We start from the raw sequence: 22,136 nt of genomic DNA on the forward strand, positions 1-22,136 counted from the left end.
GATGCTCCGAATGCGTTCCTTTCTGCCGCCCCTGCTGTTCACCCTCGCCTATGCCGCGCTCTCGCTCGGCGTCACCAACTCCTATTACCAGCTCATCCTGACGCTGGTGCCGGTGTGGGCGGTGTTCGGCCTGTCCTGGAACCTGCTAAGTGGCTACACCGGACTGATCTCGTTCGGCCACGCCGCATTCTTTGGCATCGGAGCCTATGCGACTGCGCTCGGCCAGATCTACTTCGACATCTCGCCCTGGCTGCTGATCCCCGTCGCCGCCGTGCTCGGCGGCATCGCCGGGCTGTTGATCGGGTTTCCGACCTTCCGCCTCCAGGGCCATTACTTCGCCCTGGCGATGCTCGCCTACCCGCTCGCCATCCTCTACGTGTTCGAGTGGCTCGGCTTCCAGGAGGTGACGCTTCCTATCAAGCGCAATGCGCCGATCGCCTACATGCAGTTCTCCGACCCGCACATCTACACGCTGCTGGGGCTCGCAATCATGCTGGCGACCATCGTGCTGACGCAAGTGATCGAGCGTTCCCGCTTCGGCATGGCGCTGCTCGCGATCAAGCAGAACGAGGCCGCGGCCGAGGCGGCCGGCATCAACACGCTCGCCTGGAAGCTGCGCGCCATCACGCTGAGCGGCGCCATCGCCGCAGCGATCGGCGGTTTCTACGCCCAGGTGCTGCTGGTCGTGACGCCGCAATCGGTGTTCGGCATGCTGGTGTCGGCCCAGGCACTGACCGTCGCCATGTTCGGCGGCGTCGGCACGGTCTGGGGCCCGGTGATTGGCTCGGTGATCCTGATTCCGCTCGCCGAGGTCCTGCATGCCGAGGCCGGCGACCGCTTCCCCGGCATCCAGGGCGTCATCTTCGGCTTCGCCATCGTCTGCGTCATTCTGCTGGCGCCGGAGGGCCTCTTCTGGAAGCTGCGCGATCTGCTGCGCAAGCGGATGGCGCCGAAGGCGGCTGCGGCTGACGTCCCCGAAACAGCGGTCGCCAACGTCACCGCGCTGAAGCCCACCTCGCAGCAGCGTGCGGCCACCGGCAAGGTCATGCTCGAGGTCAAGAACCTCTCGCGTTCGTTCGGCGGTCTCAAGGCCGTGCAGAATGTCAGCTTCAAGCTGCACCAGAACGAGATCCTCGGCATCATTGGACCCAACGGCGCCGGCAAGACGACGCTGTTTAATCTCCTCAACGGCTTCCTGAAGCCGAGCGAGGGCGAGGTCTTGATCGACGGCCGCAACATGTCCGGTCACCGCCCGCACGTGATCTGCGAGGCCGGCATCGGCCGCACCTTCCAGGTCATGCGGCCGTTCCTGCGCATGTCGATCCTCGACAATGTCGTGGTCGGCGCCTATGTGCGGGCGCGGTCCGACGAGGAGGCACGCAAGCTCGCTGCCGACGCGGTCGCCCGCGTCGGTCTCTCCGCGGTTGCCGACCGCGTGGCCGGCGAGCTTTCGACGAAGGAGCTGCGGCTGATGGAGCTGGCCCGCGCGATTGCCGGCCAGCCGCGCATCCTGCTGCTCGACGAGACGCTCGCGGGCCTCGGCCACGGCGAGGCGGACGAGGTCGTCGCCGTGATCCAGCAGCTCGCGCGCGATGGCACGACCATCGCGATCATCGAGCACACGATGCAGGCGATGGTCCGCCTGGTCGACAGGTTCGTCGTGCTCGACCACGGCGCCGTCATCACCGAAGGCCTGCCGGAAGTGGTAACGCGCGACAATCGCGTGATCGAGGCCTATCTCGGCAAGAAATGGGTGGGCCATGCTGCGAATTGAGCGATTGAGCGCGGGCTATTCCGCCAAACCCGTCCTGAACGACATCTCGATCAACGTCGGCGCCGGCGAGTTTGTCGCGATCGTCGGGCCAAACGGCGCCGGCAAGACCACGCTTTTCAAGACGATCTCCGGCATCGTCAAGCCGAGCGGCGGGGCCATCACCTTCGACGGCGTCGATCTGCTCGCCGTGCCGCCGCCGCAGCGCCCCCATCTCGGCATCGCCCACGTTCCCGAGGGCCGACAGGTCTTCCCGTCTCTCACCGTGATGGAGAACCTGGAAATGGGCGCGATGACGGAGAGCGGCCGGCGCGACTGGCAGAGCAACATCGAGCGCATCTTCGAGTGGCTGCCGGTGCTGAAGGAACGCCGCAACCAGTTCGCAGGCACGATGTCCGGTGGCCAGCAGCAGATGCTCGCGATCGGCCGCGGCCTCGCCTCCTCGCCGAAGTTGTTGATGCTCGACGAGCCCTCGATGGGGCTCGCGCCTTCGACCGCCGACTTCATCTTCGAGCGCCTGATCGAGATCCGCCGTCAATCCGGCCTGACCATGCTGCTGGTTGAGCAGCGCGTCGCGGAAGCGCTGGAATCGGCTGACCACGGCTACGTCCTCGAAGCCGGCCACGTCGTGCTCGAAGGCAACAACAACACGCTGCGCGCCGACGATCGCGTGCGCAAGGCCTATCTCGGCATGTGACGACAAGAACAAAGACAAGGAGAGAACACAGTGAACAAGACATCGAAGGGGCTCTCGCGCCGAACCGTGCTGTCCGGCGCTGCCGCCGTGGGCCTTGCCGGCGTGGCACGCGCGCAGACACCGGCCGAGATCAAGGTCGGGCTGATCGTGCCGCTGTCGGGCATCTATACCCGCCCCGGTCAGGTGATGAAGATGGGCGCCGAGATGGGCATCGAGCACATCAATGCGCAGGGCGGCATCAAGGCGCTCGGCGGCGCCAAGCTCAAGCTGGTCGTTATCGACTGCGGCGACACCACCGAGAAGGCCAAGAATGCGGCGCAGCGCATGGTGGCGCAGGAGCCCGATCTGGTCGCCGCGACCGGCTCCTACCTGTCGTCCTTCACGCTTGCGGTCACCGAGGTGACCGAGCGTGCCGAACTGCCGGTGCTGACGCTGTCCTATTCGGACCTTCTGACCGATCGCGGCTTCAAATACATCTTCCAGACCGCTGCGACCGCAAGCCGCCAGTCCGAGCTCGGCCTGCCGACGTTGATGAAGCTCGCCGAGAATGCGTCCGGCAAGAAGCCGAAGACGGTGGCGATGTTGATGGACAACACCGCCACCTCAGTCGCCACCGCCAAGGCGCTGAAGGAAAGACTGTTCGCGCAGGAAGGTCTCCAGCTCGTCGTTGAGGAGGTCTGGACCCCTCCGCTTTCGGACGCGACGCCGTTGATCCAGAAGGTTCGCTCGGCCAAGCCCGACCTGCTGCTGTTCATGCCGAACGCGGTGTCGGACGCCAAGCTCGGGCTGGAGAAGATCAGCGAGTTCGGTCTTGGCCAGGGCAAGATCCCGACCGTGTCCTTCAGCATCACCATCGCCGAACCGGACATGCTTCAGAGCGTGAGCCCGGAGACCGTGCAAGGCATCATGACCATCGTCGCGAATTGGGGCTCGAAGGGTCACGAGGCGCTGATCGCCGAACTGAAGGCCAAATACAAGGAGCCCTGGATGACGCAGAATGTCATCTCGACCTACGGCGACATGTGGTTGATGAAGGAAGCCCTGGAGAAGGCCGGCAAGGCCGACCGCAATGCGGTCGCGCAGGCTTTCCGCACCATGGATGCCGGCCCGTCGAAATATTATCCGGGCGGCCAGCTCAAGTTCGACGAGAAGGGCCGCAGGATCGGCGCTGGCGTCGTCATCGTGCAATGGCAATCGGGCGTGCCGGTCACCGTCTATCCGCCCGAACTCGCGCAGGCACAGCCGTTCTGGCCGAAGAAATAGCATCGCGCAATTTTTCAGGGAGGAGGATTGTCATGAGTAAATTTACGCTAAGTCGACGAACGCTGCTTGCCGGCGCGTCCGGCACGCTGATCGCGTCTCGCGCCTGGGCCCAGCAACCTGCGGAAGTGAGGGTCGGACTCCTAGTGCCGATCTCCGGCATGTACGCCCGCCCGGGTACCGTGATGCGTCACGGCGCCGAGATGGCGGTCGAACACATCAACGCGCAAGGCGGCATCAAGGCGCTTGGCGGCGCCAAGCTGAAGCTCGTGGTGCTCGATTCCGGCGACTCCACCGAGAAGGCCAAGAACGCGGCCCAGCGCATGGTCGCGCAGGAGAGCGATCTGGTCGCGGCCAGCGGCGCCTATCTGTCGTCGTTCACGCTCGCGGTGACCGAGGTCACCGAACGTGCCAACTTGCCCGTCCTCACCCTCTCCTACTCTGACCTGATCACGGATCGCGGCTTCAAATACGTGTTCCAGACCTCGGCCACGGCAGGCTCGCAGGCCCGTCAGGCCTTGCCGCAGATTATCAAGCTGGCGGAAACGGCGTCGGGCAAACGGCCGAAGACGGTCGCGATCCTCACCGACAACACGGCCGCGTCGATCGCCTCGGCGAAATCGATGCGCGAAGGCCTCTTGGCAGAGAACCAACTGCAACTGATCGTCGACGAGACGTTCACTCCGCCGCTGGCGGACGCGACATCGCTGGTGCAGAGGATCCGCTCGGCCAAGCCCGATCTGCTCTTCTTCCTGCCGACTGTTATCTCCGATGCCAAGCTACTGCTCGAGAAGATGAACGAGTTCGGTCTCGGCCAGGGCAAGATCCCGACGATCTCATTCGGCATCGCAATCGCCGAGCCGGACATGCTGCAGACCGTGAGTCCCGAACTGCTCCAGGGGGTCCTTACCTGCGTTGCGAGCTGGGGCGCCAAGGGCCACGAGGCGCTGATCGCGGAATTGAAGACGCGCGACAAGGAGCCGTGGATGACGCAGAACGCGATCTCCACCTATGGCGACATGTGGGTGATTAAGGACGCGCTGGAGAAGGCCGGCAAGGCCGACCGGGTCGCCGTCGGCGAAGCCTTGCGCACGATGGATGCAGGCCCTTCAAAGTATTACCCGCTCGGTGAGATCAAGTTCGACGAGAAGGGCCGCCGCGTCGGCGCCGGGATGACCATCGTGCAGTGGCAATCCGGCGTACCGGTGACGGTGTTCCCGCCCGAGCTCGCGCTGGCAAAGCCGTTCTGGCCCAAGAGCTAGGGTGAGGGCTGAGCTGAGAGCTGAACCGCCCCAAAGAGAAACGGAGAACAGAATGGACAAGGCGACCTACGACCGCGGTCTCGAAATCCGCAAGAGCGTGCTCGGCAACGAGTTCGTCGACAAGGCGATCGCATCCGCGGACGACTTCAACCGGCCCATGCAGGATCTCACCACGGAGTATTGCTGGGGCTACGTCTGGGGGCGCGAAGGCCTAACGCGGAAGACTCGCAGCTTCCTCAATCTTGCGATGCTCTGCGCGCTCAACCGGCCGCACGAGCTGAAGACCCACGTCCGCGGCGCGCTCGCCAACGGCGCAACCCGCGAGGAGATCCGCGAGGTCTTCATGCAGGTCGCGATCTATTGCGGTGTGCCGGCCGGCGTGGACGCGTTCCGGAACGCGAAGGAAGTCTTTGCCGAGCTCGATAAGAAGTAGCGGAGCGCGGCTGCGATGAAGAACAAATGGGCGCTCGTGACCGGTGCGACGGCAGGCCTTGGCCTCGCCGTGGCCGAGGGCCTGGCCGGCGCGGGGGCGAATATTGTCCTTCATGATCTCGTTGCGCCGAAGCAGGCCGCGGACGATCTCCGCACCCGCTTCGGCGTCGAGGTCATCCCCGCCGCGGCCGACCTGGCCCGGCGCGACGCCATCGAGACCATGATGGCCGACCTGCTCGACCGATGCGGAGCCATCGATATTCTCGTCAACAACGCAGTTGTCAGGCATTTCTCGGCCATCGAACAGTTTCCACCCGATCGCTGGGATCAGGCGCTCGCCGTGAACTTGTCAGCGCCGTTCCACCTGATCCGCCTTGCTTTGCCTGTCATGAAGCAGCGCGGCTGGGGCCGGATCATCAACATGGGCTCGATCTATTCGAGCCGCGCGGTCGAGGACCGCATCGATTACGTTACCACCAAGACGGCGATTCTCGGCTTGACGCGCGCGGTGGCCATCGAAACCGCCCGCAGCGGCATCACCTGCAACACTCTGTGCCCCGGCACGCTGCCCACGCCGGCAATCCTCAACAAGATCGCGACGAGCGCATCCAACAGCGATCGTCCGGTCGATGAGGTGACCCGAGAATATCTCGGCGAACGCCAACCGACGCAGCGCTTCGTTGGAATGGACGCCGTCGCGGCCATGGTCGTCTTTCTCTGTGGTCCCGCCGCGAACGATATCACCGGAGCCAGCCTGCCGATCGACGGCGGTTGGTCGGTCGCATGAGAACAATTTGAATGGGAGTTCTGCCATGACTGAACAATCGGGCCAGACCGTCGTCCTGACCGGCGCTGCCGGCGGCATGGGGCGGGCCATCACCAAGGCGCTGCTGGACAGCGACCGCCGCGTCGTGCTGGTCGATCGCGACGCTGGGGCGCTGCAGGAACTCGCCGCCACGGGCGGCGACAAGGTGTTTCCGATCCAGCTGGATGTCAGCGATCCCAAGGACGTGGATGGTCTGCCGGACGCCATTCCCAGTCATTTCAAGCCGGTCGATGTCCTCATCAACAATGCCGGACATGACATCGGCGGCCGGACGCGCTTCGACGCCGGGTCTGCCGACGATTGGTCCAACATCATCCAGACCAACCTGATCGGACTGATGCGCATCACGCGCGCTATTCTGCCGGATATGGTCCAGCGCAACGCCGGCCATATCGTCAACATCAGCTCGATCAACGCCGTACGTATCGTGCCTGATATGGCCGCCTACAGCACCAGCAAGGCGGGCGTGCACATGTTCACCGAGACTCTCAGGGGTGAGCTTGCCGAAACCGCGATTCGGGTCACCGAGCTTCAGCCCGGCCTTACCCGGACCAACATCATCCTGACCCGCTACCGCGGCGACAAGCAGAAGGAAAAGGACTATTTCGACCAGTTCAGAATGGCGCTCGAGCCGGCCGATATTGCCCGCTCGATCGTGTTCGCCCTGGACCAGCCTGCCCATGTTCAAATTGCCGAAATGATGATTCTGCCTGTAAACCGGTACTAACTTTTCCCGAACCAGGGCCTGGACATGGAAAGACGTAGCGATTTGCAGTCGACACTCCGCATCGAGGACGTCCCGACCGTCCGGGCGATGGTGGCGCAAAAGCTGCGCGAGGCGATCATGTCCGGGACGCTGAAGCCGGGTCAGCGTCTGGTCGAACGTGAGCTCTGCGAGATGATGGGCGTCAGCCGGCCCTCGATCCGGGAAGCGCTGCGCGCGCTGGAAGCCGACGGGCTGGTCAATACCGTCCCCCATCGCGGCCCCGTGGTTTCCACGATCAGCCTCGAGGAGGCCCGGCAGCTCTATGCGGCACGCGCGGTGCTCGAAGGCTTTGCCGGCCGCGAATGCGCGAGGCTTCACGATCCGGACGTGGCTCGCCGGATCGGGGAGGCTCTGACACGACTGAAGGCGGCCGCAGCCAAGCAGGACCTCGTCGGCTGCCTCGAAGCCAAGACCGAGTTTTACGCCGCGCTAATCGGCGGCTGCCGCAACGCCTTCATCGAACGCGCGCTGAAGCCGCTGCACGACCGCATCCAGCTGCTGCGGATCACCTCGATGTCGCAACCGAAGCGGATCAACAAGAGCTTGCGCGAGGTCACCGCCATCTGGCGCGCAATCCAGAGCGGCGATGCGGACCTCGCCGAGCGCTGCTGCGTGGACCATATCAATGCGGCTGCGGTGGCCGCGCTCGACATGATCGAAAAATCGTCGGCGGCCAAGGAGGCGGCGGCTTCCGACGACTAGAAAAATGCCGCCAGGGAGTGTTCGATGCCGTATCTCGTACGATCGCTGATCCTATTTTTCCTGCTCTCTCCCTGTGGCGCGGCGATCGCGGATGACTATCCCAATCGGCCGGTCACGGTCATCGTGCCCTTCTCCGCCGGCGGCCCCGGCGACGTCATCGCGCGCATCCTCGGCAGCGCCATGACCGCAACGCTGAAACAGTCCATCGTCATCGAGAATGTCGTCGGCGCCGGCGGCACGCTCGGCACCAACCGCGTCGCCAAGGCGGCCCCTGATGGCTACACGCTTCTGCTGATGCATGTCGGCCAGGCCACGGCCCCTGCCCTCTACGCCAAGCTGCCGTTTGATCCCGTCGGTGACTTCGCCCCGATCGGACTTGTCACCGACGTGCCGATGATCCTGGTAGCGCGGCCGAACTTTCCGGCCAAGGATCTCCGCGATCTGGTTACGACCGTTCGCAATTCCGGTGACAAGATCACCTTCGGCAATGTCGGTCTCGGCTCGGCCTCACAGCTCTGCGGCCTGATGTTCATGAGCACCACCGACACCAAGCTGACGCCGATCTACTACAAGGGCGGCGGACCTGCGTTGAACGACGTGATCGCCGGCCACATCGACGTCTATTGCGATCCCGCCACCGGCCCGACCCCTTACATTCAATCGAACACAATCAAGGGCTACGCGATCACCAGCAAGAAGCGGGTTGCGACCCTCCCGGACGTGCCGACCTCCGCCGAGGCCGGTGTTCCGGCATTCGACGTGACGACCTGGTACGGTCTCTACGCGCCGCGCGGCACACCAAAGCCCGTGGTCGGCCAACTCGTCAGCGCGCTGCAGACGGCGCTGAAGGATCCCGCGCTGGTCAGCCGCTTCGCCGAACTCAGCATGTCGCCGGTCGAACCCGAGCGCGCGACGCCGGAGGCACTCCAAGCCTTTCTGGAGGCGGAGACTGCTAAATGGGGAAAGATCATCAAGGCGGCGGGAATTTCGCCGCAATGAGTCCCGGATGAGCATGTCGGCGCTATCAATCACACAGGAGCCTGAGAAGCCGCTGAGCGGACGACCGACCATAAAGTTCATCGGTCCACGGAGATTGACCGCTTCCGACAGGATCGACAGTCATTCCAGGGTAGTCACGCGGCGCCCCCACAATGAGGGCGATTTCCCCCCTTCACACCACCGCGACGCGTGCCTTGATTTTGCCGGCCACGTTGTCTGCAGCAGTGTCGATAGCGCCTCGGCATGGCAATGCCGAACCTGTCGTTTAGTAGAGCCTCGTACGATACCCTTCTTCCAGCGTCTTCTCGGCAACTTCTGTCTCGATGGCGGCGGTCTGCTCGGCGATGATCCGGCCGAGTGTCGGGAAGCTGTTGCGCTCGACCTGTGTCGCCGGGCTCCACAGTTTCGAGCGCATGAGCGCCTTGCCGCAGTGGAAGTAGGTCTCCTCGACATGGATTTTGAGCCCTATAATCGGGACGACGTTCTGCACCGCGAGCGGCGCCAGCAGCTCGGCATCCTGCGAGATCTCCGCGCGACCGTTGACCCGCAGGGTCTCGTTGATTCCGGGCACCATGAAGAGCAGGCCGATCCCCGCCGAGGCAATGATGTTGCCGAACGTGTCCACGCGATTGTTGCCGCGCCGGTCGGGAATCAGCAGCGTCTTGTCGTCGAGCACGGCAACGAAACCCGGTGCGTCGCCGCGAGGGCTTGCATCGGCGTGACCGTGGCCGTCGCTCGTCGCGAGAACGAGGAAGGGGGACAGCGCGATGAAATCACGGCAGAACTTATCGAGATGATGGAGAACCTTCTTCTCGGCGATCAGGTTCACCTGCCCGAAATGCGCGCGCAGATCCTCTTTGGTCTTGACCGGCGGCCTGCCACCAGCCCCCTGATTATCCATCTGCGAACCTCCTGTCTGGCGAACATCCCCCAGGTTCTATGAGCACGATCTTTTTGCAGGACCGCTGCACATCTCCCCTGGTGGGTGCTCGCGCTACTTCGCCTCGATTCCGCACCAGCTCGCGACGAATAGTGCAAGCGTCTTCGTGACCCGCTTCACTGATGCGAGGTCGACACGCTCATTGAAGCCGTGTGCGCCTTCCATTGTTGCGCCGAAGCAAAACGCTGGAACGCCGAAGTCGAGACCATAGAAGCGCGCGTCGGTCAGCGCAGTGGACGAAAAATCAGTCAGCTTGCGACCGAACACATGCTCGTAGATGGGAGCCAGTACGGCTTCGCTTTCCTGGATCTCCGTCGCTTCATAGCCCGGCGACAGGAAGCCGGACCAGACGATCTCCGGCGGGTTATTGGCAAGGAAGGGATGCGAGCGCGCCGCCCTGCTGACAAAGTCCACGATCTCGGCCTGGGCGTCGGCAATCTTCCATCCCGGCAGAACGCCGATGCGGCAATCAACGTCGCACCAGGCGGGAACGCTGGACGCCCAGTCCCCGCCCTTGATGATGCCGGGATTGAAATTGAGCGGGTGATTGACCGATTTGAAGGATGGGTGCGTCTTGGCGCGCTCGTTCCATTCGGCTTCGAGACCTTCCAGCTTCTGGATCAGATGGATGGCGGCCTTGATCGCATTCGAGCCGGTACCGGCGCGTGCGACATGGACGGGTATTCCGCGTACCTTCAGCCGAAACCAGATCACGCCGACCTGGGCGCGCATCAGCTTTTCGTCGGTCGGCTCGGGCAGGATGCAGGCATCGGCGCGGTAGCCGCGCTGAAGGGTTGAAAGCGCCCCAAGGCCGGTGCTTTCCTCTTCGATCACTGACTGCAGGTGAATGCGGCCCTTGGGCTTGTAGCCCGCCGCCTTGATCGCATCGAGCGCGTAGAGCGCCGAGATGGTGCCCGACTTCATGTCACCGGCACCGCGGCCATAGAGCCAACCGTTCTCGACCACCGGCTGAAACGGCGGCCGCTCCCACATGTCGAGCGGGCCTGCCGGGACGACGTCGCAATGACCCTGGAGGATCAGCGAGCGGCCTTCCTCCTTGGCCGGCCGGTAGGTGCCGACGACGGAGCGCGCACGCGAGAAATCGGTCTCGACGGGTCCGTAACCGGGCAGTGTCTTGAGATCGTCCTGATTGATAACCCAATCGTCGACCTCATAGCCGCGATCGCGCAGCAGCTTTGCGAACATGTCCTGACAGGGCGCTTCGGCCGCACGGGTGCTTGGAATCGCGGTGAACGCGATTGTGGTGTCGATCTGTTTGTCGAAGGCGGCATCCACGGCGGCTTCGATGCGTTCGCGAACGGCGGAGGGAAGCGAAACGTCGGTCATGAACTCATCCTTGCTGTCGGAATATCACCAGTCGCGCTCGCAAAGCCCGGCTGGTCGAAGATGTTGCGCCCCGGAACTGCATCGAGCAGGTCGCGGGTATAGGCTGCTCGAGGCGCGGTGAAGACGTCGGCGGTTGCCCCCTCCTCTACGATGCGGCCCTTCTGGAGCACGATGACGCGGTCGGCGATCTCGGCGGCGATGCGCAAATCGTGGGTGATGAAGACCATGGCGAGCTTCATCTCTTGCCGCAGCTCGGCGAGCAGCGCCAGCACCTGCGCCTGTACGGAGACGTCGAGGGCCGAAACAGCCTCGTCAGCAATCAGCACGCGCGGCCTCAGCGCCAATGCCCGAGCGATGCAGATGCGCTGGCGCTGGCCGCCGGAGAATTCGTGAGGGTAACGATCGGCGGCGACGGCGTTGAGGCCGACCCGCATGAGCAGCTTCTTCGCCTGCTCCATGGCTTCAGCGCGCGACGTGCCAAAGGCCATTGGGCCGCGGGCGATGGCATCGCCGATCTTCTGACGCGGATCGAGGCTGGCGAAGGGGTCCTGGAACACGATCTGAAGCTGCTTGCGCGCCTGGCGGAGCGCCTCGCCACGGAGCTGGCGCAGGTCTTGACCGTTGAAGCGAATGGCTCCGGCGTCTGGTTCCGTAAGCCGCAGGATCATGCGGCCAAGGGTGGACTTGCCGGAACCCGACTCGCCGACCACGGCGAGCGTCTCGCCTTCATGGAGCGTCAATGAAATGCCGTCGGCTGCGACAACCTCGCGCGGCGGCTGAAGGAAGCCGCGCTTGACCCGGAACGTCTTCTGAAGCTCGATCACCTCGAGCAGAGGCTCCTGATGAACGGCCTTCCGGCTGAATTGGTCGAGGCGAGCCTTCGGCACCGCGTCGATCAGTTCGCGCGTATAGTCGGCCTTGGGCTGGCGCAGGACTTCCTCGACCGTTCCCTGCTCCACCACCTTGCCGTGGCGCAGCACCACGACACGATCTGCAACATCAGCGACGACGCCGAAATCATGCGTGATGAGCAGCACGCCCATGCCGCGGTCACGCCTGAGTTCGTCGATCAGACCCAGGATCTGGCGCTGGGTGGTGACGTCGAGCGCAGTGGTCGGCTCGTCCGCGATCAGCAGCGCAGGCCGGTTGGCCATTGCCATCGCGATCATGACACGCTGGCGTTGGCCGCCGGACAGCTCGAACGGATAGCTCCTTTCGAGCAGCTTTGGATTGGGCAGTCCCACCTGCGTCAGGAGCGGCTGCACGCGTTCGTACACCTCTGCTCGCCGACGGCGTCGGCTTCTGATGTGTGAGGATCATCTCCTCGATCTGCTTACCGACGCGCTTGAGCGGATTCAGCGAGGACAGCGGCTCCTGGAAGATCATCGCAGCTTCACCCCCGCGCAGGCGGCGCAGCGCCTGCCCGTGGAGCTTTAGCGGATTATGGCCTGCGACCGTCACCGCGCCCGAGGCAACAGCGACTCTCTTCGGCAGCAGCGACAGCAGCGCGTGCGCGATCATCGACTTGCCCGAACCGGACTCGCCGACGAGACAGACGACCTCGTTCGGCCTCACCTCGAAGGAGACGTTCTCGACCGCGAAGGCCCGATCGCCACCTTCGGGCAGCGCGATCGAGAGATTCTCGACCGAAAGCACGGGGGCCGTGGCTTGCAAGTCTCCCCTCACGACCGGCGCCTCGAAACACGGGGATTGAGGACGTCGGAGAGGCCTTCGCCGAACAGGTTAATCGCGAGCACGGTGATGAGAATGGCGAACCCGGGAAACACGCTCATCCACCAGGCATTGCGAATGACGGTGCGCCCCGCACCGATCATGAACCCCCAGGACATCAGGTTCGGGTCGCCGAGGCCCATGAACGAAAGCGCGCTCTCCAACAAGATGGCGGTGGCGACCGTCAAGGACGTCACGACCAGGATCGGCGAGATCGCATTGGGTAGGATATGGCCGAGCACGATGCGCAGCGTGCCCTCGCCCTGGCACAGCGCCGCCTCGACGAATTCGCGGTTGCGCAGGCGCAGGATTCTGCACGCGTGAGGCGCGCCAGCAAACAAGCGCACCCAGAAACTGGCATCGAGGCGCGCAAAGCCGACCGGAGCGGTGCGCGGACCGCCATCGGATTGCATCAGGCAAATCGAGCTTGTGTCGACGCGAAGGTCCGAGGAATAAAATGGAAAACCGAACTCAAGTGGTTGCGGTGAATGACAATGCGCCGGGCGCCATTTCGGGAGCCGCCTCCGAGAAAATGGATGGGCTGACCTGAATGCCCTCCCTGTATTGGCAACGAGAAGCGAACATTAACCGTGAGTAGCAGGCGAGCACACGTCGTGGGCCACCCACGCTTGCGGCTATTGTAGTAACGAACGCCACGTTCGAATTTTTGCGCGCTGGGCAGGTGCAACCAAGGACTTCGGCCGGGGCCGCGAGGAGACGCCGACCTCAATTATTAAACCTGGCTTATGGTCGGATTGACGCGCCTCTGCCAATATCGCGGACAGCGAGGGCTGGAATGCTGGAATGGTTGGATCTGAGCGGATTGGGCCCGCACTTGGCTCGCTTTCGCCGCTGGCTGGACAGAATGCCGAAGCGCGATTTCTCTGAACTCGGCGTCTGGGGCAAGCTCGGCCGCCTCATGCTGATGCTGATCGTTGTGGGCTTGATTTGCGCACCGGCGATCTGGCTGCTCTCCAGATAGCGGCGGACTGTGCATGAGGCTCGCCGGCGATATAGAGCGTCGGACTCCTTTTCTTCGGAAGTGGAGAGCCAGGTCGATCCCTCCGCATAAGGGCTGATTGCGTCGCCCGGTCGTCCGGCTATAATTGGGTCATTGATGTTGTCGCACTGCGCATGAACGGATTTGGGCATCTCGATCATCTGATTGACCGCATCTACGAGGCCGGGCTGATCACCTCATTGTGGCCCGAGGTCCTCGGTGAAATCGGTCACGCTATCGGCGGGAATGGCGGCCTGCTCTTCGCCGTCCGCGACGGCTATGTCAGTGCGGTCAACTCCGTCAATCACAACGAGGCCATGCCTGTTTTCCTGAAGGAAGGATGGAGCGAGCGCGACCCGTTGCTGCCGCGTGCCGCCGCGCTCAACTACGCCGGCTTCCTCAATGATGGAGACCTCGTGTCGGAGGAGGAGATTGCGACCAATGAGGTGTACCGCAATTTCTACCGCAAGCACGGGCTCGGTTACAGGGCCGGGACGATCATCCCAATACCGAGTGGCGATTCGATTGCGATCGTCATGCCACGGCACCACGACAATGGACCGGTGCCGCGCGAAATCGTCTCGTTCCTGGATGATCTGAGGCCGCATCTGGCTCGGGCGTGCCTGACTGCAAACCGCCTGGGCTTCGAGCGTGCTCGCGCACAGGCCGATGCGCTGCAGGTGATCGGGCTGCCCGGAGCGATATTGCGCGGCGGCGGCCGATTGCTCGCGGCAAACGGCCTGTTCGAAGCGCTGATGCCGTCGATGTTCCACGACCGCGTCGAGCGTCTGACTTTGACCGATGCCACCGCGGACGGTCTGTTCGTCGCGGCGCTGGGGACCCCGTTCGTCGGCAACAGACGGACCGTCAAATCCGTTGCCATCGCAGCGGCGATGGATCGCGTCGCGATGGTCCTGCATGTCCTCCCGGTGCGCGGATCGGCCCGCGATGTCTTCACTCGCGCCACCTTCATGGTCGTCGTGACTCCAGTCGATCGCGGCGCGGTGCCGACTGCGGAAGTCCTGCAAGGGCTATTCGACCTGACGCCGGCGGAGGCCCAGGTCGCGCGCGGCGTCGCACGGGCCGAATCGCTGGATGCGCTGGCCGCAGCAATCGGCGTTACGCGTGAGACGGTGCGCACGCAGCTCAAAGCCGTGCTTTCGAAGACCGGTCTTTCGCGTCAGCAGGAACTCGTCAGCCTGCTCGCCGGCAAGGCATTGGGCGGCGGCTAGACGGTCTCCATCCGCAAGCCGCGGATCAGACCAGGCATCATGACGCCGACTTACGGATCGGGCTCGCGCTGGCATGCGCGCTGCTCATCACCCAAATGGGTGAAGACACAAGTCGGCCCTCCGAGTTCAAGTCCGGAGTTGGATGTTTGACGAGAAGCGGCGGCGAATGGTCAGACCGGAATTTCCGATATTCGAAGTGCGCCTGGTGCAGCGCAGGCGAAGGAAATGGACCTGGAGCATCTGCACCAGCGACGGCGCGGTCATCGTGCAGGGCCGGGAATCAAGTCGGCCAGGCGCAAAGTACCAAGCTGACCGAGCGCTATTCATGCTGCTGCTGACCGCGCCCTATCGGTCGCGACTTCCCGTATAGAAGCTCTCCCCCGGGGCAAAGCAGGTTCTGCTGCGTAAAGAACGACCAACGCGCAGCTGAAAAGCCGTCGAGGTCAGCTGAGCGGGGTGCCCCCGCACTGCAAATGTCGGCCGCATCAGAACCGGTAGTTGATGCCGCCCTTGGCCGTATGAAGCTGAACCTCGGTATCCGTGAAGGACGCTCCGGGGAATGCAAGAGCATTGCCGTTCGACCGACCGAGATTGATGTAGATGTACTCGGCCTTGAACGTCCAGCGCGGATTGAAGGCCCATTCAACGCCGCCGCCCGCCGAGAAACCCACCTGGACCTCCGACGATGACGCGCTTCGCGTCAAGGCCGGGAAGAAGCCGTTGAAATTGGCGATGTTCGGAGTGGCGAGGTTGGAGGTGAAGATGCTGTTCTTGACGTGCCCCCAGGCAAAGCCGCCGGTGCCGTAGATCAGCACATTGTTCGCAGCATAACCGATGCGTCCGCGGACCGTGCCGAAGACGTCGATCTCCTGATTGAGGTTGAACACGCCGGTGAACGCGCCATTGTCGCCGCCGATCGTTCCGGTGACGCTGAAGGCGCGGCTTGCCGTCTCCCTGATGGCTGCGCCGCTGACATCCGCTTCCACACCGTAGACGAACGTGCCGGACTGCCAGTTGTATCCGACCTGGCCGCCGCCGAACCCACCCTTGGGACTCACGTCCAGCGAGAACGCCCGGTGCCGCCCGTCACGACGTAGCCTGGGACCGTCCCGGTCGCGAGCGCGCCGGGATCGAAGGTCGCGGTCGGATCGCTCCAGCCATAGCCGCCGTGCACGCCGGCATAAAAACCGGTCCAGCTGAACGCGACCGGCGCGGGCGGCGCCTTGGTGTAGGCCCTGCCGAGATCGGCCGCGGAGGCTGCCTGGGAGAGACCGAGAGCCGAGAGCAGGAGAGCACCAGAGACAACGGATTTCATGACTTCCCTCTACGTTGCGCCCGTGAGGCGGCGCCTTGCCGCATAGAACCACCGATTGGCGGCAGTCCGCCGAAGCCAATTTGTAGAGGCGATCACGCGTTTTTGCTGTAGCCCCGGCGACACATCCGAGGGCTGTCAAACATCGTTTTTGCCCGCAAAATATGTGTGACGCGACGCGGCCAAGATTATCGCGACGCTTCAATCGCCGAGCGTCAACAGCGGCTTCCCGTTCCCGATGATGGCGGTGGCGAGCTCGCCGCCCGCATCACGCGCCCCGGTCGCTTGCGTTGGCGTAGAACAATTGCTCGCCGTTGATCTTGTAGTCGGTGATGGCTTTCTGTCCTTCCGGCGAAACAAGCCAATCAATGAACTGCTGGCCAAGCTCCTGCTTCACGTTCGGGTGCTTCTGCGGGTTCACCAGGATGACGCCGTATTGGTTGAACAGCCGCTTGTCCCCTTCAACGACGATCGCAAGCGGGCCACGGTTCTTGAATGAAAGCCACGTGCCGCGGTCGGCGAGCACATAGGCATTAGAGGCCGAGGCGGCGTTGAGCGCAGCGCCCATTCCCTGCCCGATCTCCTTGTACCAGGCGCTCTTGTCCTTCGCGATGTCGATGCCGGCAGCATTCCAGAGATTGAGCTCCGCTTGATGGGTCCCCGATTTGTCGCCCCTCGAGATGAATGCGACGCCCTTCTCCTTGATCGCCTTGAGCGCGGCGACGATATCCTTCGTGCCTTTGACGCCCGCCGGGTCGCTCTCGGGACCGATCAGGACGAAATCGTTGTACATCACCGCGTAACGCTTCACGCCGGCCCCTTCGGCCACGAACTTTTCCTCTGCCGGCCTCGCATGGACGAAGACGACATCGGCATCGCCGCGGCGGCCGGTATCGAGCGCCTGTCCCGTTCCCTGAGCAACCACCCTCACGGTGATCCCGGTCTTGTCCTTGAACAGCGGCAGGATGTGGCCGAACAGGCCGGAGTCCTGGGTCGATGTCGTCGAGGCAACCACGATCGACTTTTCCTGTGCAAAGGCGGGGCCGCCCAGCACAACACAGGCGGCGATTGCAAGCAGGTGGCGGCGGCTCAGCATTTCGATCTCTCCGTCTCGATCAGATGATCAGTTCTCCGGCGACGAACTTCCTCGCCTCGGATGTTGCGGGCGCGGCGAAGAACGACGACGCAGCGGCCGTTTCAATGACGCGGCCGCGGTGAAGCATGACGATGTCCCCGGCCAGCCGGCGGGCTTCGCCGATATCATGGGTCGACATGACCACTTTGATCCCGCGCTCGCTGACGGCGCGGATCACATCCTCGACGGCTTTGGTCGCAGCCGGATCGAGGCTCGCAGTGGGCTCGTCGAGGAAGAGTACGGCGGGATCACGGACGAGCGCACGCGCCAGCGCGAGCCGCTGCTGTTCACCGCCGGACAACCGGCGGGCAGGACGATCGGCGACGTGGTCGAGCCCGACGAGCCCGAGAACCTCGTCAGTGCGGCGCTTCCATTCCGCGCGCGGCAGGCCCGCAGCGCTCATGGCGTAACGGATATTGCCGCTCGCACTCCGCCTGAGCATGACCGGGCGCTGGAACACGATGGCGCGCCGTAACGGTGCAACGTCGACCCGACCACCCCAGCTGATGCGGCCGCGTGTCGGCGACACCAACCCCATGGCGGCGCGCAGCAGCGTCGTCTTTCCGGCGCCGTTGGGGCCAACGAGGACGGTCGGCGCGCCCGCGGTCAGATTCAGGTCGATGCCGTCCAGGATGGTCAACGGACCAACCGAGAAGGTCACGTTCTCGAATCGAATCGGAAGCTCGGTGGACGGCGCACGCATGCCTATCCCGCCCATCGCTCGCTCGCGCGCCGTGCTGTCCACGCGAGAATATTGACGGCGAGCACGATCGTGATCAGCACGATGCCGAGGCCGACGGCGAGAGGCAGATCGCCTTTCGAGGTCTCCAGCGCGATCGCAGTGGTCATCGTGCGGGTGAACCCGTCGATGTTGCCGCCCACGATCATGATGGCGCCGACCTCCGCGGCAGCCCGGCCGAACCCGGCGAGCAGCGCGGTGATGAGGCTGAAACGGGCGTCCCAAACCAGCGTCGCCACCCGGCCCACCGGACCGACGTTCATGGCCGTCAACTCGTCCCGGTATTCGCTCCAGAGATCCTCGATCGTTTGCCGCGTCAGCGCGGCAATGATCGGGGCGACCAATATCGTTTGCGCGACGACCATGGCGGCGGGGGTGAACAACAGACCCCATGACCCCAGCGGACCTGAACGCGAGAGCGCGAGAAAGACGCCGAGCCCGACCACCACGGGCGGCAACCCCATCAGCGTATTGAGGATGACAATGGTGGCCTGCCGGCCCGGGAACCGGGTGAGCGCGAGAAGTGCCCCAAAGGGCACGCCGAGAATGGCTGCAAGTGCAACGGCGGACAGGCTGACCGCCAACGAGAGCCGCACGATGGCGAACAGCGCCCGATCGGCGGCAAGCACAAGTTCGAGGGCGGATGCGTTCTCGGGCATATGCAATATTGCGCCCATTGTCCCAATATGGTCAAACTCGGAATAGCTTCATTAATCTGCAGGTACATTCAGGATGCGTGAGCTACTCACAACTGAGGAGGCCGCTGAATTCCTCCGCCTTTCAGAGCGCAAGCTCTACGAGTTGGTGGCGAAGAACGCCGTTCCCTGCACCAAGGTCACAGGCAAATGGCTGTTCCCGCGTACCGCGCTCAACCGATGGCTGACGGCCGGCATGGCTCCCACTCCGATATCGCGGGAGCCGGCGCCCCCGATCGTCGGCGGCAGTCATGACCCGCTGCTGGAATGGGCGCTTCGGGAAAGCGGCTGCGGATTGGCGAGCCTTCCGGAAGGCAGCGGAGAAGGGATGCGGCGTCTGACCGGCGGCGAGATCATGATGGCCGCGATCCACCTTCACGCCCTCGATGAGGACGGCGAGCAAACGAATGTTGCCCGGATCGCCGATACCCAAGACCTGAGCGACGCGGTCGTCATAGCTTTTGCCCGGCGCGAGCAAGGCTTGGTCGTCGCACCGGGCAACGCACTGAAGCTTGCCGATCTTGCCTCCGTCGCAAAGTCGAGAGCGCGCCTGGCGCAGCGGCCGCGCGGCGCCGGCGCGCAGCTCCTCATGATGACCTTGCTCGCCCGCGAGGGCGTCGCCATGGGTGAACTCGCGCTGCAGCAACCCGTTTGCGCAACCGGAGATGAAATCGGCCATGCCGTGCGCGCGGGCAGAGCCGATTGCGGAATTGCGACCCGATCCGTTGCGCGCACGGCGGGGCTCGATTTCGTGCCGCTGACATGGGAGCGGTTCGATCTCGCCCTGCGGCAGCACGATTATTTCCTGCCGCAGCCGCAGAAGCTGTTCGGCTTCTTTCGTTCAGGTCCGTTCGCGGAAAGGGCGAACGAACTGGGCGGCTACGACATCACCGATATCGGCAGTGTCCGGTTGGTGAATTGAGGTCCCGAGCTCCCGAACTCTCGTGGCCGGATCGCGGCGCTTCACTGCCCGAGCGTCAGCAGCGGCTTGCCCTTCTCGACGATGTAGGTCGCGAGCTCCGCCGCGTTGCCGGTGCCGACGTTCTTCACCGCGTGATTGGTGCCGTGCGGAATGAACAGCACGTCGCCGGCCCTCAGCACCACCGGCGCTCGGCCGTCGAGCCGATATTCGAGCTCGCCTTCGATGAGATAGACGAGCTCTTCACCGTGATGACTGTGCCTGGCAGCGGTCACGCCGGGAGGGAAGTCCACGCGCACCTGGATGACCTCACGTCCGGGGATGCTCAGATTTTCCTTCAGGAGATGGGTGCGCTTGATGTCTCCAAGCGAGGGTTCGGCGGCCTGGGCTCCGAGCGGAGCCCAGAGGGCCGCGGCGATCAACGCCGCGGCCGCGATTCTCGGATGCGATTTCATGGCAGGTGCCTTTCGTTGCAAGGACTGGGTCATCACGCGGCGATAGCCGGAGGTGTCGCGCGGAAACTGATGGCCATGCGGTTGTAGGCGTTCATCAGGCCGATCGCGATGGTGAGGTCCACGAGCTCGCGCTCGTCGAAGACGGCACGCGCGGCCTGGTAGGCCTCCTCGGGCACGTTGGTCTCCGCGACGCGCGTGACCGTCTCGGCCCATGAAAGAGCTGCGCGTTCGCGCTCATCGAAGAGACCACTTGCTTCCCGCCAGGCCTGAAGCAGCGCGAGCTTCTCGATGCCGACGCCCTTCTTGAGCAGGTCGCGCGTATGCGTGTCGAGGCAGTAGGCGCAATTGTTGATCTGCGAGATTCGTAAGTAGACCAGTTCGACCAGCGTCGCCGGCAGCTTGCTCTGCGTGACGTAGCCATAAACGCCGCCCAGCGCTTTCAAGCCTGCCGGTGCGATCTGGTTGTAGTCAAGACGCTTGCTCATTGTCGTGCTCCTTGATGCGTCGTTGAATGTCCGGATTTCGATCCGTGTGCTCATTTGCGAATGACCGATTTCAGCGAGTCCGCGAAGACCCAGAACGAGGCGGCGAACAGGCCGACGTCCTTCAGGAGGAATTGCCCCGGCGCCACGGAGATCGCGGGCACGCCGAGCTCCGGCACCACGACGCCCGGCGTCGAGACCATGAAGCTGACGGTGGTGACGAACAGTCCGGCCGAGAGAAGACCGCCGGCAACGGAGAAGAACGGGCTCACCAGCCGCAGCGCGATCAAAAGGCCGATGCTCAATTCGACGAAGCCGAGGAAGGTGGAGAAGCCGCGCACCGAGAACACGGCATAGAACCAGCTCAGCAACGGGCTGTTCTCCACCAGCGGCACCAGCCCCTGGGCTTCGTAGTCGGTGAACTTCATGCCGCCGAACCAGGCGTAGATGATCGCAAGCGATACATAGAGGCCGATGCGGCTGGCCGGCTCGGCGTAGACGAGCAAGCGCTCGGCCTGGTCGCGCCAGCGGATGGTGAAGCCCAGCGTGATGGGCGAGATCGGCAGCTCAGTGATGATCCGTGACATCTTAATCTCCATTCTTTGTGTGTGTGGATGGAAGCTCACGCGTTGACCGGCGTGTGCAAATTGTAGCGAGGGGCGGGAATCGCGCTGGACAGCTTGTCCGTCATGGCAAGGCGCGCCGTCTCATGGCGGTCCCATTCCGACTTGTCCGCCAGCGAGGGGATCGTCACGGTCTCCCCGAGGTCGAGGCCGGCGAGCGCCGCATCGACCATGTCGTCGGCTGACATCACGATGGCTGCCGGCAATTGGTGAACCGGGGTGCCGGCGACGTCCCAGAATTCGGTCGCAGTGGCACCCGGCAACACCGCCTGCACACGAACGCCCTTGCCGGCGAGCTCGTGAACGAGCGAGCGGCTGAAGGCGAGCACGTAGGCTTTGGTGCCACCATAGACGCCGTTCAGCACCTCCGGTGCGATCGCGACGATGGACGCGATGTTGATGATCGTGCCGTGGCCGCGGGCGACGAATCCGGGAGCCGCTGCATAGGTCAGCCGCGTCAAAGCGCCGACGTTGAGGCGGATCATGTCCGACATCTTCTCGACGTCGGAGGCGACGAGCGGGGCGGCGGAGCCGACACCCGCGTTGTTCACCAGCATCGAGATGCCGGCATTGTCTTTCAGGATCTGCTCGACGCGCTGCAGGTCGGCGCTCGACGTGAGGTCCGCCTCGACCGTCTCCACCTGGCGTCCGGTCTCGTTGACGAGCCGGCGCGCCAGCGATGCGAGGCGCTGCCGGTTGCGCGCGACAAGAACGAGGTCGTAACCGCGCTTGGCGAGGCGATCGGCGTAGATGGCGCCGATGCCGGTCGATGCGCCCGTGATGAGGGCCGTGCCTTTGGTCTGGGTCATGT

The 22,136-nt window shown here is 63.9% G+C and carries 23 protein-coding genes and 2 pseudogenes; 12 read left to right on the top strand and 13 right to left on the bottom strand.

The genetic code is table 11. The features are described 5' to 3' along the window. Position 1: 1 nt before the first annotated feature. From LPJ38_RS33400 to LPJ38_RS33440, 9 genes are read left to right on the top strand one after another with little or no spacing between them, the layout of a single operon-like run. Positions 2-1,774: a branched-chain amino acid ABC transporter ATP-binding protein/permease gene (locus tag LPJ38_RS33400; protein ID WP_208750589.1), complete on the top strand. Its 1,773-nt coding sequence runs from the start codon at positions 2-4 to the stop codon at positions 1,772-1,774. After that, positions 1,761-2,468, top strand: coding sequence for an ABC transporter ATP-binding protein (locus LPJ38_RS33405; protein ID WP_145638806.1), 708 nt, complete (start codon positions 1,761-1,763; stop codon positions 2,466-2,468). The genes LPJ38_RS33400 and LPJ38_RS33405 overlap by 14 nt, the downstream gene beginning before the upstream one ends. 30 nt (positions 2,469-2,498) lie before the next feature. Beyond that, a complete protein-coding gene (locus LPJ38_RS33410) occupies positions 2,499-3,731 on the top strand; it encodes an ABC transporter substrate-binding protein (protein WP_145638808.1) in 1,233 nt (410 codons plus the stop codon). 32 nt (positions 3,732-3,763) lie between these two features. Continuing rightward, positions 3,764-4,990, top strand: coding sequence for an ABC transporter substrate-binding protein (locus LPJ38_RS33415; RefSeq protein WP_145638810.1), 1,227 nt, complete (start codon positions 3,764-3,766; stop codon positions 4,988-4,990). A 52-nt stretch (positions 4,991-5,042) separates the two neighbouring features. Beyond that, positions 5,043-5,423, top strand: coding sequence for a carboxymuconolactone decarboxylase family protein (locus tag LPJ38_RS33420; protein WP_008557226.1), 381 nt, complete (start codon positions 5,043-5,045; stop codon positions 5,421-5,423). A 15-nt stretch (positions 5,424-5,438) separates the two neighbouring features. Continuing rightward, entirely contained in the window at positions 5,439-6,209 is a 771-nt protein-coding gene (locus LPJ38_RS33425; protein ID WP_145638812.1) for an SDR family oxidoreductase, read from the top strand. 25 nt (positions 6,210-6,234) lie between these two features. Next, positions 6,235-6,975 (top strand): SDR family oxidoreductase, encoded by a 741-nt coding sequence (locus tag LPJ38_RS33430; protein WP_145638814.1) that lies wholly within the window; start codon positions 6,235-6,237, stop codon positions 6,973-6,975. 24 nt (positions 6,976-6,999) lie between these two features. Beyond that, positions 7,000-7,716, top strand: coding sequence for a GntR family transcriptional regulator (locus LPJ38_RS33435; RefSeq protein ID WP_145638816.1), 717 nt, complete (start codon positions 7,000-7,002; stop codon positions 7,714-7,716). Between the two features lie 24 nt (positions 7,717-7,740). Continuing rightward, on the top strand, positions 7,741-8,715 hold the full coding sequence (locus LPJ38_RS33440; RefSeq protein WP_145638818.1) for a tripartite tricarboxylate transporter substrate-binding protein: 975 nt from the start codon (positions 7,741-7,743) through the stop codon (positions 8,713-8,715). Positions 8,716-8,980: 265 nt separating this feature from the next. On the opposite strand, the gene LPJ38_RS33445 is transcribed toward LPJ38_RS33440, so the two are convergent. From LPJ38_RS33445 to LPJ38_RS33460, 4 genes and pseudogenes are all read right to left on the bottom strand, one after another. Beyond that, the gene (locus tag LPJ38_RS33445) at positions 8,981-9,616 is read right to left on the bottom strand and encodes a pyridoxamine 5'-phosphate oxidase family protein (protein WP_145638820.1); all 636 of its coding nucleotides are present in this window, start codon (positions 9,614-9,616) and stop codon (positions 8,981-8,983) included. Positions 9,617-9,709: 93 nt separating this feature from the next. Then, positions 9,710-11,002 (bottom strand): ArgE/DapE family deacylase, encoded by a 1,293-nt coding sequence (locus LPJ38_RS33450; protein ID WP_145638822.1) that lies wholly within the window; start codon positions 11,000-11,002, stop codon positions 9,710-9,712. Next, a pseudogene (locus LPJ38_RS33455) lies at positions 10,999-12,688 on the bottom strand (dipeptide ABC transporter ATP-binding protein). The gene LPJ38_RS33450 and the pseudogene LPJ38_RS33455 overlap by 4 nt, the downstream one beginning before the upstream one ends. Continuing rightward, positions 12,685-13,067: pseudogene (locus tag LPJ38_RS33460) on the bottom strand (ABC transporter permease); the annotation flags it as partial. The pseudogenes LPJ38_RS33460 and LPJ38_RS33455, both read right to left, overlap by 4 nt. Positions 13,068-13,529: 462 nt before the next feature. Between LPJ38_RS33460 and LPJ38_RS33465 the strand changes: the two are divergent. Both LPJ38_RS33465 and LPJ38_RS33470 read left to right on the top strand, forming a co-directional pair. After that, entirely contained in the window at positions 13,530-13,715 is a 186-nt protein-coding gene (locus LPJ38_RS33465; RefSeq protein ID WP_145638826.1) for a hypothetical protein, read from the top strand. A gap of 218 nt (positions 13,716-13,933) precedes the next feature. Further along, positions 13,934-14,965 (top strand): helix-turn-helix transcriptional regulator, encoded by a 1,032-nt coding sequence (locus LPJ38_RS33470; protein ID WP_145638828.1) that lies wholly within the window; start codon positions 13,934-13,936, stop codon positions 14,963-14,965. A 485-nt stretch (positions 14,966-15,450) separates the two neighbouring features. Here the strand turns inward: LPJ38_RS33470 and LPJ38_RS33475 are convergent, their stop codons facing one another. The 5 genes from LPJ38_RS33475 to LPJ38_RS33495 form a co-directional block, all read right to left on the bottom strand. Further along, on the bottom strand, positions 15,451-16,023 hold the full coding sequence (locus LPJ38_RS33475) for an outer membrane protein (protein ID WP_158644778.1): 573 nt from the start codon (positions 16,021-16,023) through the stop codon (positions 15,451-15,453). Further along, complete coding sequence (locus tag LPJ38_RS33480; protein WP_158644779.1) at positions 16,020-16,280, bottom strand: hypothetical protein; 261 nt, start codon at positions 16,278-16,280, stop codon at positions 16,020-16,022. Before LPJ38_RS33480 ends, LPJ38_RS33475 begins: the two co-directional genes overlap by 4 nt. Positions 16,281-16,545: 265 nt before the next feature. Further along, complete coding sequence (locus LPJ38_RS33485; protein ID WP_145638831.1) at positions 16,546-17,373, bottom strand: ABC transporter substrate-binding protein; 828 nt, start codon at positions 17,371-17,373, stop codon at positions 16,546-16,548. A gap of 19 nt (positions 17,374-17,392) precedes the next feature. Continuing rightward, the gene (locus LPJ38_RS33490; RefSeq protein ID WP_145638833.1) at positions 17,393-18,115 is read right to left on the bottom strand and encodes an ABC transporter ATP-binding protein; all 723 of its coding nucleotides are present in this window, start codon (positions 18,113-18,115) and stop codon (positions 17,393-17,395) included. Between the two features lie 2 nt (positions 18,116-18,117). After that, complete coding sequence (locus LPJ38_RS33495) at positions 18,118-18,810, bottom strand: ABC transporter permease (RefSeq protein ID WP_145638835.1); 693 nt, start codon at positions 18,808-18,810, stop codon at positions 18,118-18,120. Between the two features lie 73 nt (positions 18,811-18,883). Here LPJ38_RS33495 and LPJ38_RS33500 point away from each other — a divergent pair, with 73 nt between their 5' ends. After that, on the top strand, positions 18,884-19,768 hold the full coding sequence (locus LPJ38_RS33500) for a substrate-binding domain-containing protein (protein ID WP_145638837.1): 885 nt from the start codon (positions 18,884-18,886) through the stop codon (positions 19,766-19,768). A 41-nt stretch (positions 19,769-19,809) separates the two neighbouring features. On the opposite strand, the gene LPJ38_RS33505 is transcribed toward LPJ38_RS33500, so the two are convergent. The 4 genes from LPJ38_RS33505 to LPJ38_RS33520 are packed head-to-tail and all read right to left on the bottom strand — an operon-like array spanning position 19,810 to position 22,134. Next, positions 19,810-20,220, bottom strand: a complete 411-nt coding sequence (locus tag LPJ38_RS33505) for a cupin domain-containing protein (RefSeq protein ID WP_145638839.1) — start codon at positions 20,218-20,220, stop codon at positions 19,810-19,812. A gap of 32 nt (positions 20,221-20,252) precedes the next feature. After that, positions 20,253-20,705: a carboxymuconolactone decarboxylase family protein gene (locus LPJ38_RS33510; protein ID WP_145638841.1), complete on the bottom strand. Its 453-nt coding sequence runs from the start codon at positions 20,703-20,705 to the stop codon at positions 20,253-20,255. A gap of 50 nt (positions 20,706-20,755) precedes the next feature. Beyond that, positions 20,756-21,289: a YkgB family protein gene (locus LPJ38_RS33515; RefSeq protein WP_145638843.1), complete on the bottom strand. Its 534-nt coding sequence runs from the start codon at positions 21,287-21,289 to the stop codon at positions 20,756-20,758. A 35-nt stretch (positions 21,290-21,324) separates the two neighbouring features. Continuing rightward, entirely contained in the window at positions 21,325-22,134 is an 810-nt protein-coding gene (locus LPJ38_RS33520) for an SDR family NAD(P)-dependent oxidoreductase (RefSeq protein WP_145638845.1), read from the bottom strand. Between the last annotated feature and the right edge of the window lie 2 nt (positions 22,135-22,136).

Origin of the sequence: Bradyrhizobium daqingense (assembly GCF_021044685.1) — a bacterium.
Classification (GTDB): Bacteria; Pseudomonadota; Alphaproteobacteria; order Rhizobiales; family Xanthobacteraceae; genus Bradyrhizobium; species Bradyrhizobium daqingense.

Bases quoted from the DNA above. Each gene is read 5' to 3' on its own strand.
- LPJ38_RS33400 (WP_208750589.1), top strand. From the start codon at position 2: ATGCTCCGAATGCGTTCCTTTCTGCCGCCCCTGCTGTTCACCCTCGCC.
- LPJ38_RS33405 (WP_145638806.1), top strand. From the start codon at position 1,761: ATGCTGCGAATTGAGCGATTGAGCGCGGGCTATTCCGCCAAACCCGTC.
- LPJ38_RS33415 (WP_145638810.1), top strand. From the start codon at position 3,764: ATGAGTAAATTTACGCTAAGTCGACGAACGCTGCTTGCCGGCGCGTCC.
- LPJ38_RS33420 (WP_008557226.1), top strand. From the start codon at position 5,043: ATGGACAAGGCGACCTACGACCGCGGTCTCGAAATCCGCAAGAGCGTG.
- LPJ38_RS33425 (WP_145638812.1), top strand. From the start codon at position 5,439: ATGAAGAACAAATGGGCGCTCGTGACCGGTGCGACGGCAGGCCTTGGC.
- LPJ38_RS33430 (WP_145638814.1), top strand. From the start codon at position 6,235: ATGACTGAACAATCGGGCCAGACCGTCGTCCTGACCGGCGCTGCCGGC.
- LPJ38_RS33435 (WP_145638816.1), top strand. From the start codon at position 7,000: ATGGAAAGACGTAGCGATTTGCAGTCGACACTCCGCATCGAGGACGTC.
- LPJ38_RS33440 (WP_145638818.1), top strand. From the start codon at position 7,741: ATGCCGTATCTCGTACGATCGCTGATCCTATTTTTCCTGCTCTCTCCC.
- LPJ38_RS33445 (WP_145638820.1), bottom strand. From the start codon at position 9,616: ATGGATAATCAGGGGGCTGGTGGCAGGCCGCCGGTCAAGACCAAAGAG.
- LPJ38_RS33450 (WP_145638822.1), bottom strand. From the start codon at position 11,002: ATGACCGACGTTTCGCTTCCCTCCGCCGTTCGCGAACGCATCGAAGCC.
- LPJ38_RS33465 (WP_145638826.1), top strand. From the start codon at position 13,530: ATGCTGGAATGGTTGGATCTGAGCGGATTGGGCCCGCACTTGGCTCGC.
- LPJ38_RS33480 (WP_158644779.1), bottom strand. From the start codon at position 16,280: ATGAAATCCGTTGTCTCTGGTGCTCTCCTGCTCTCGGCTCTCGGTCTC.
- LPJ38_RS33485 (WP_145638831.1), bottom strand. From the start codon at position 17,373: ATGCTGAGCCGCCGCCACCTGCTTGCAATCGCCGCCTGTGTTGTGCTG.
- LPJ38_RS33490 (WP_145638833.1), bottom strand. From the start codon at position 18,115: ATGCGTGCGCCGTCCACCGAGCTTCCGATTCGATTCGAGAACGTGACC.
- LPJ38_RS33495 (WP_145638835.1), bottom strand. From the start codon at position 18,810: ATGCCCGAGAACGCATCCGCCCTCGAACTTGTGCTTGCCGCCGATCGG.
- LPJ38_RS33500 (WP_145638837.1), top strand. From the start codon at position 18,884: ATGCGTGAGCTACTCACAACTGAGGAGGCCGCTGAATTCCTCCGCCTT.
- LPJ38_RS33505 (WP_145638839.1), bottom strand. From the start codon at position 20,220: ATGAAATCGCATCCGAGAATCGCGGCCGCGGCGTTGATCGCCGCGGCC.
- LPJ38_RS33510 (WP_145638841.1), bottom strand. From the start codon at position 20,705: ATGAGCAAGCGTCTTGACTACAACCAGATCGCACCGGCAGGCTTGAAA.
- LPJ38_RS33515 (WP_145638843.1), bottom strand. From the start codon at position 21,289: ATGTCACGGATCATCACTGAGCTGCCGATCTCGCCCATCACGCTGGGC.
- LPJ38_RS33520 (WP_145638845.1), bottom strand. From the start codon at position 22,134: ATGACCCAGACCAAAGGCACGGCCCTCATCACGGGCGCATCGACCGGC.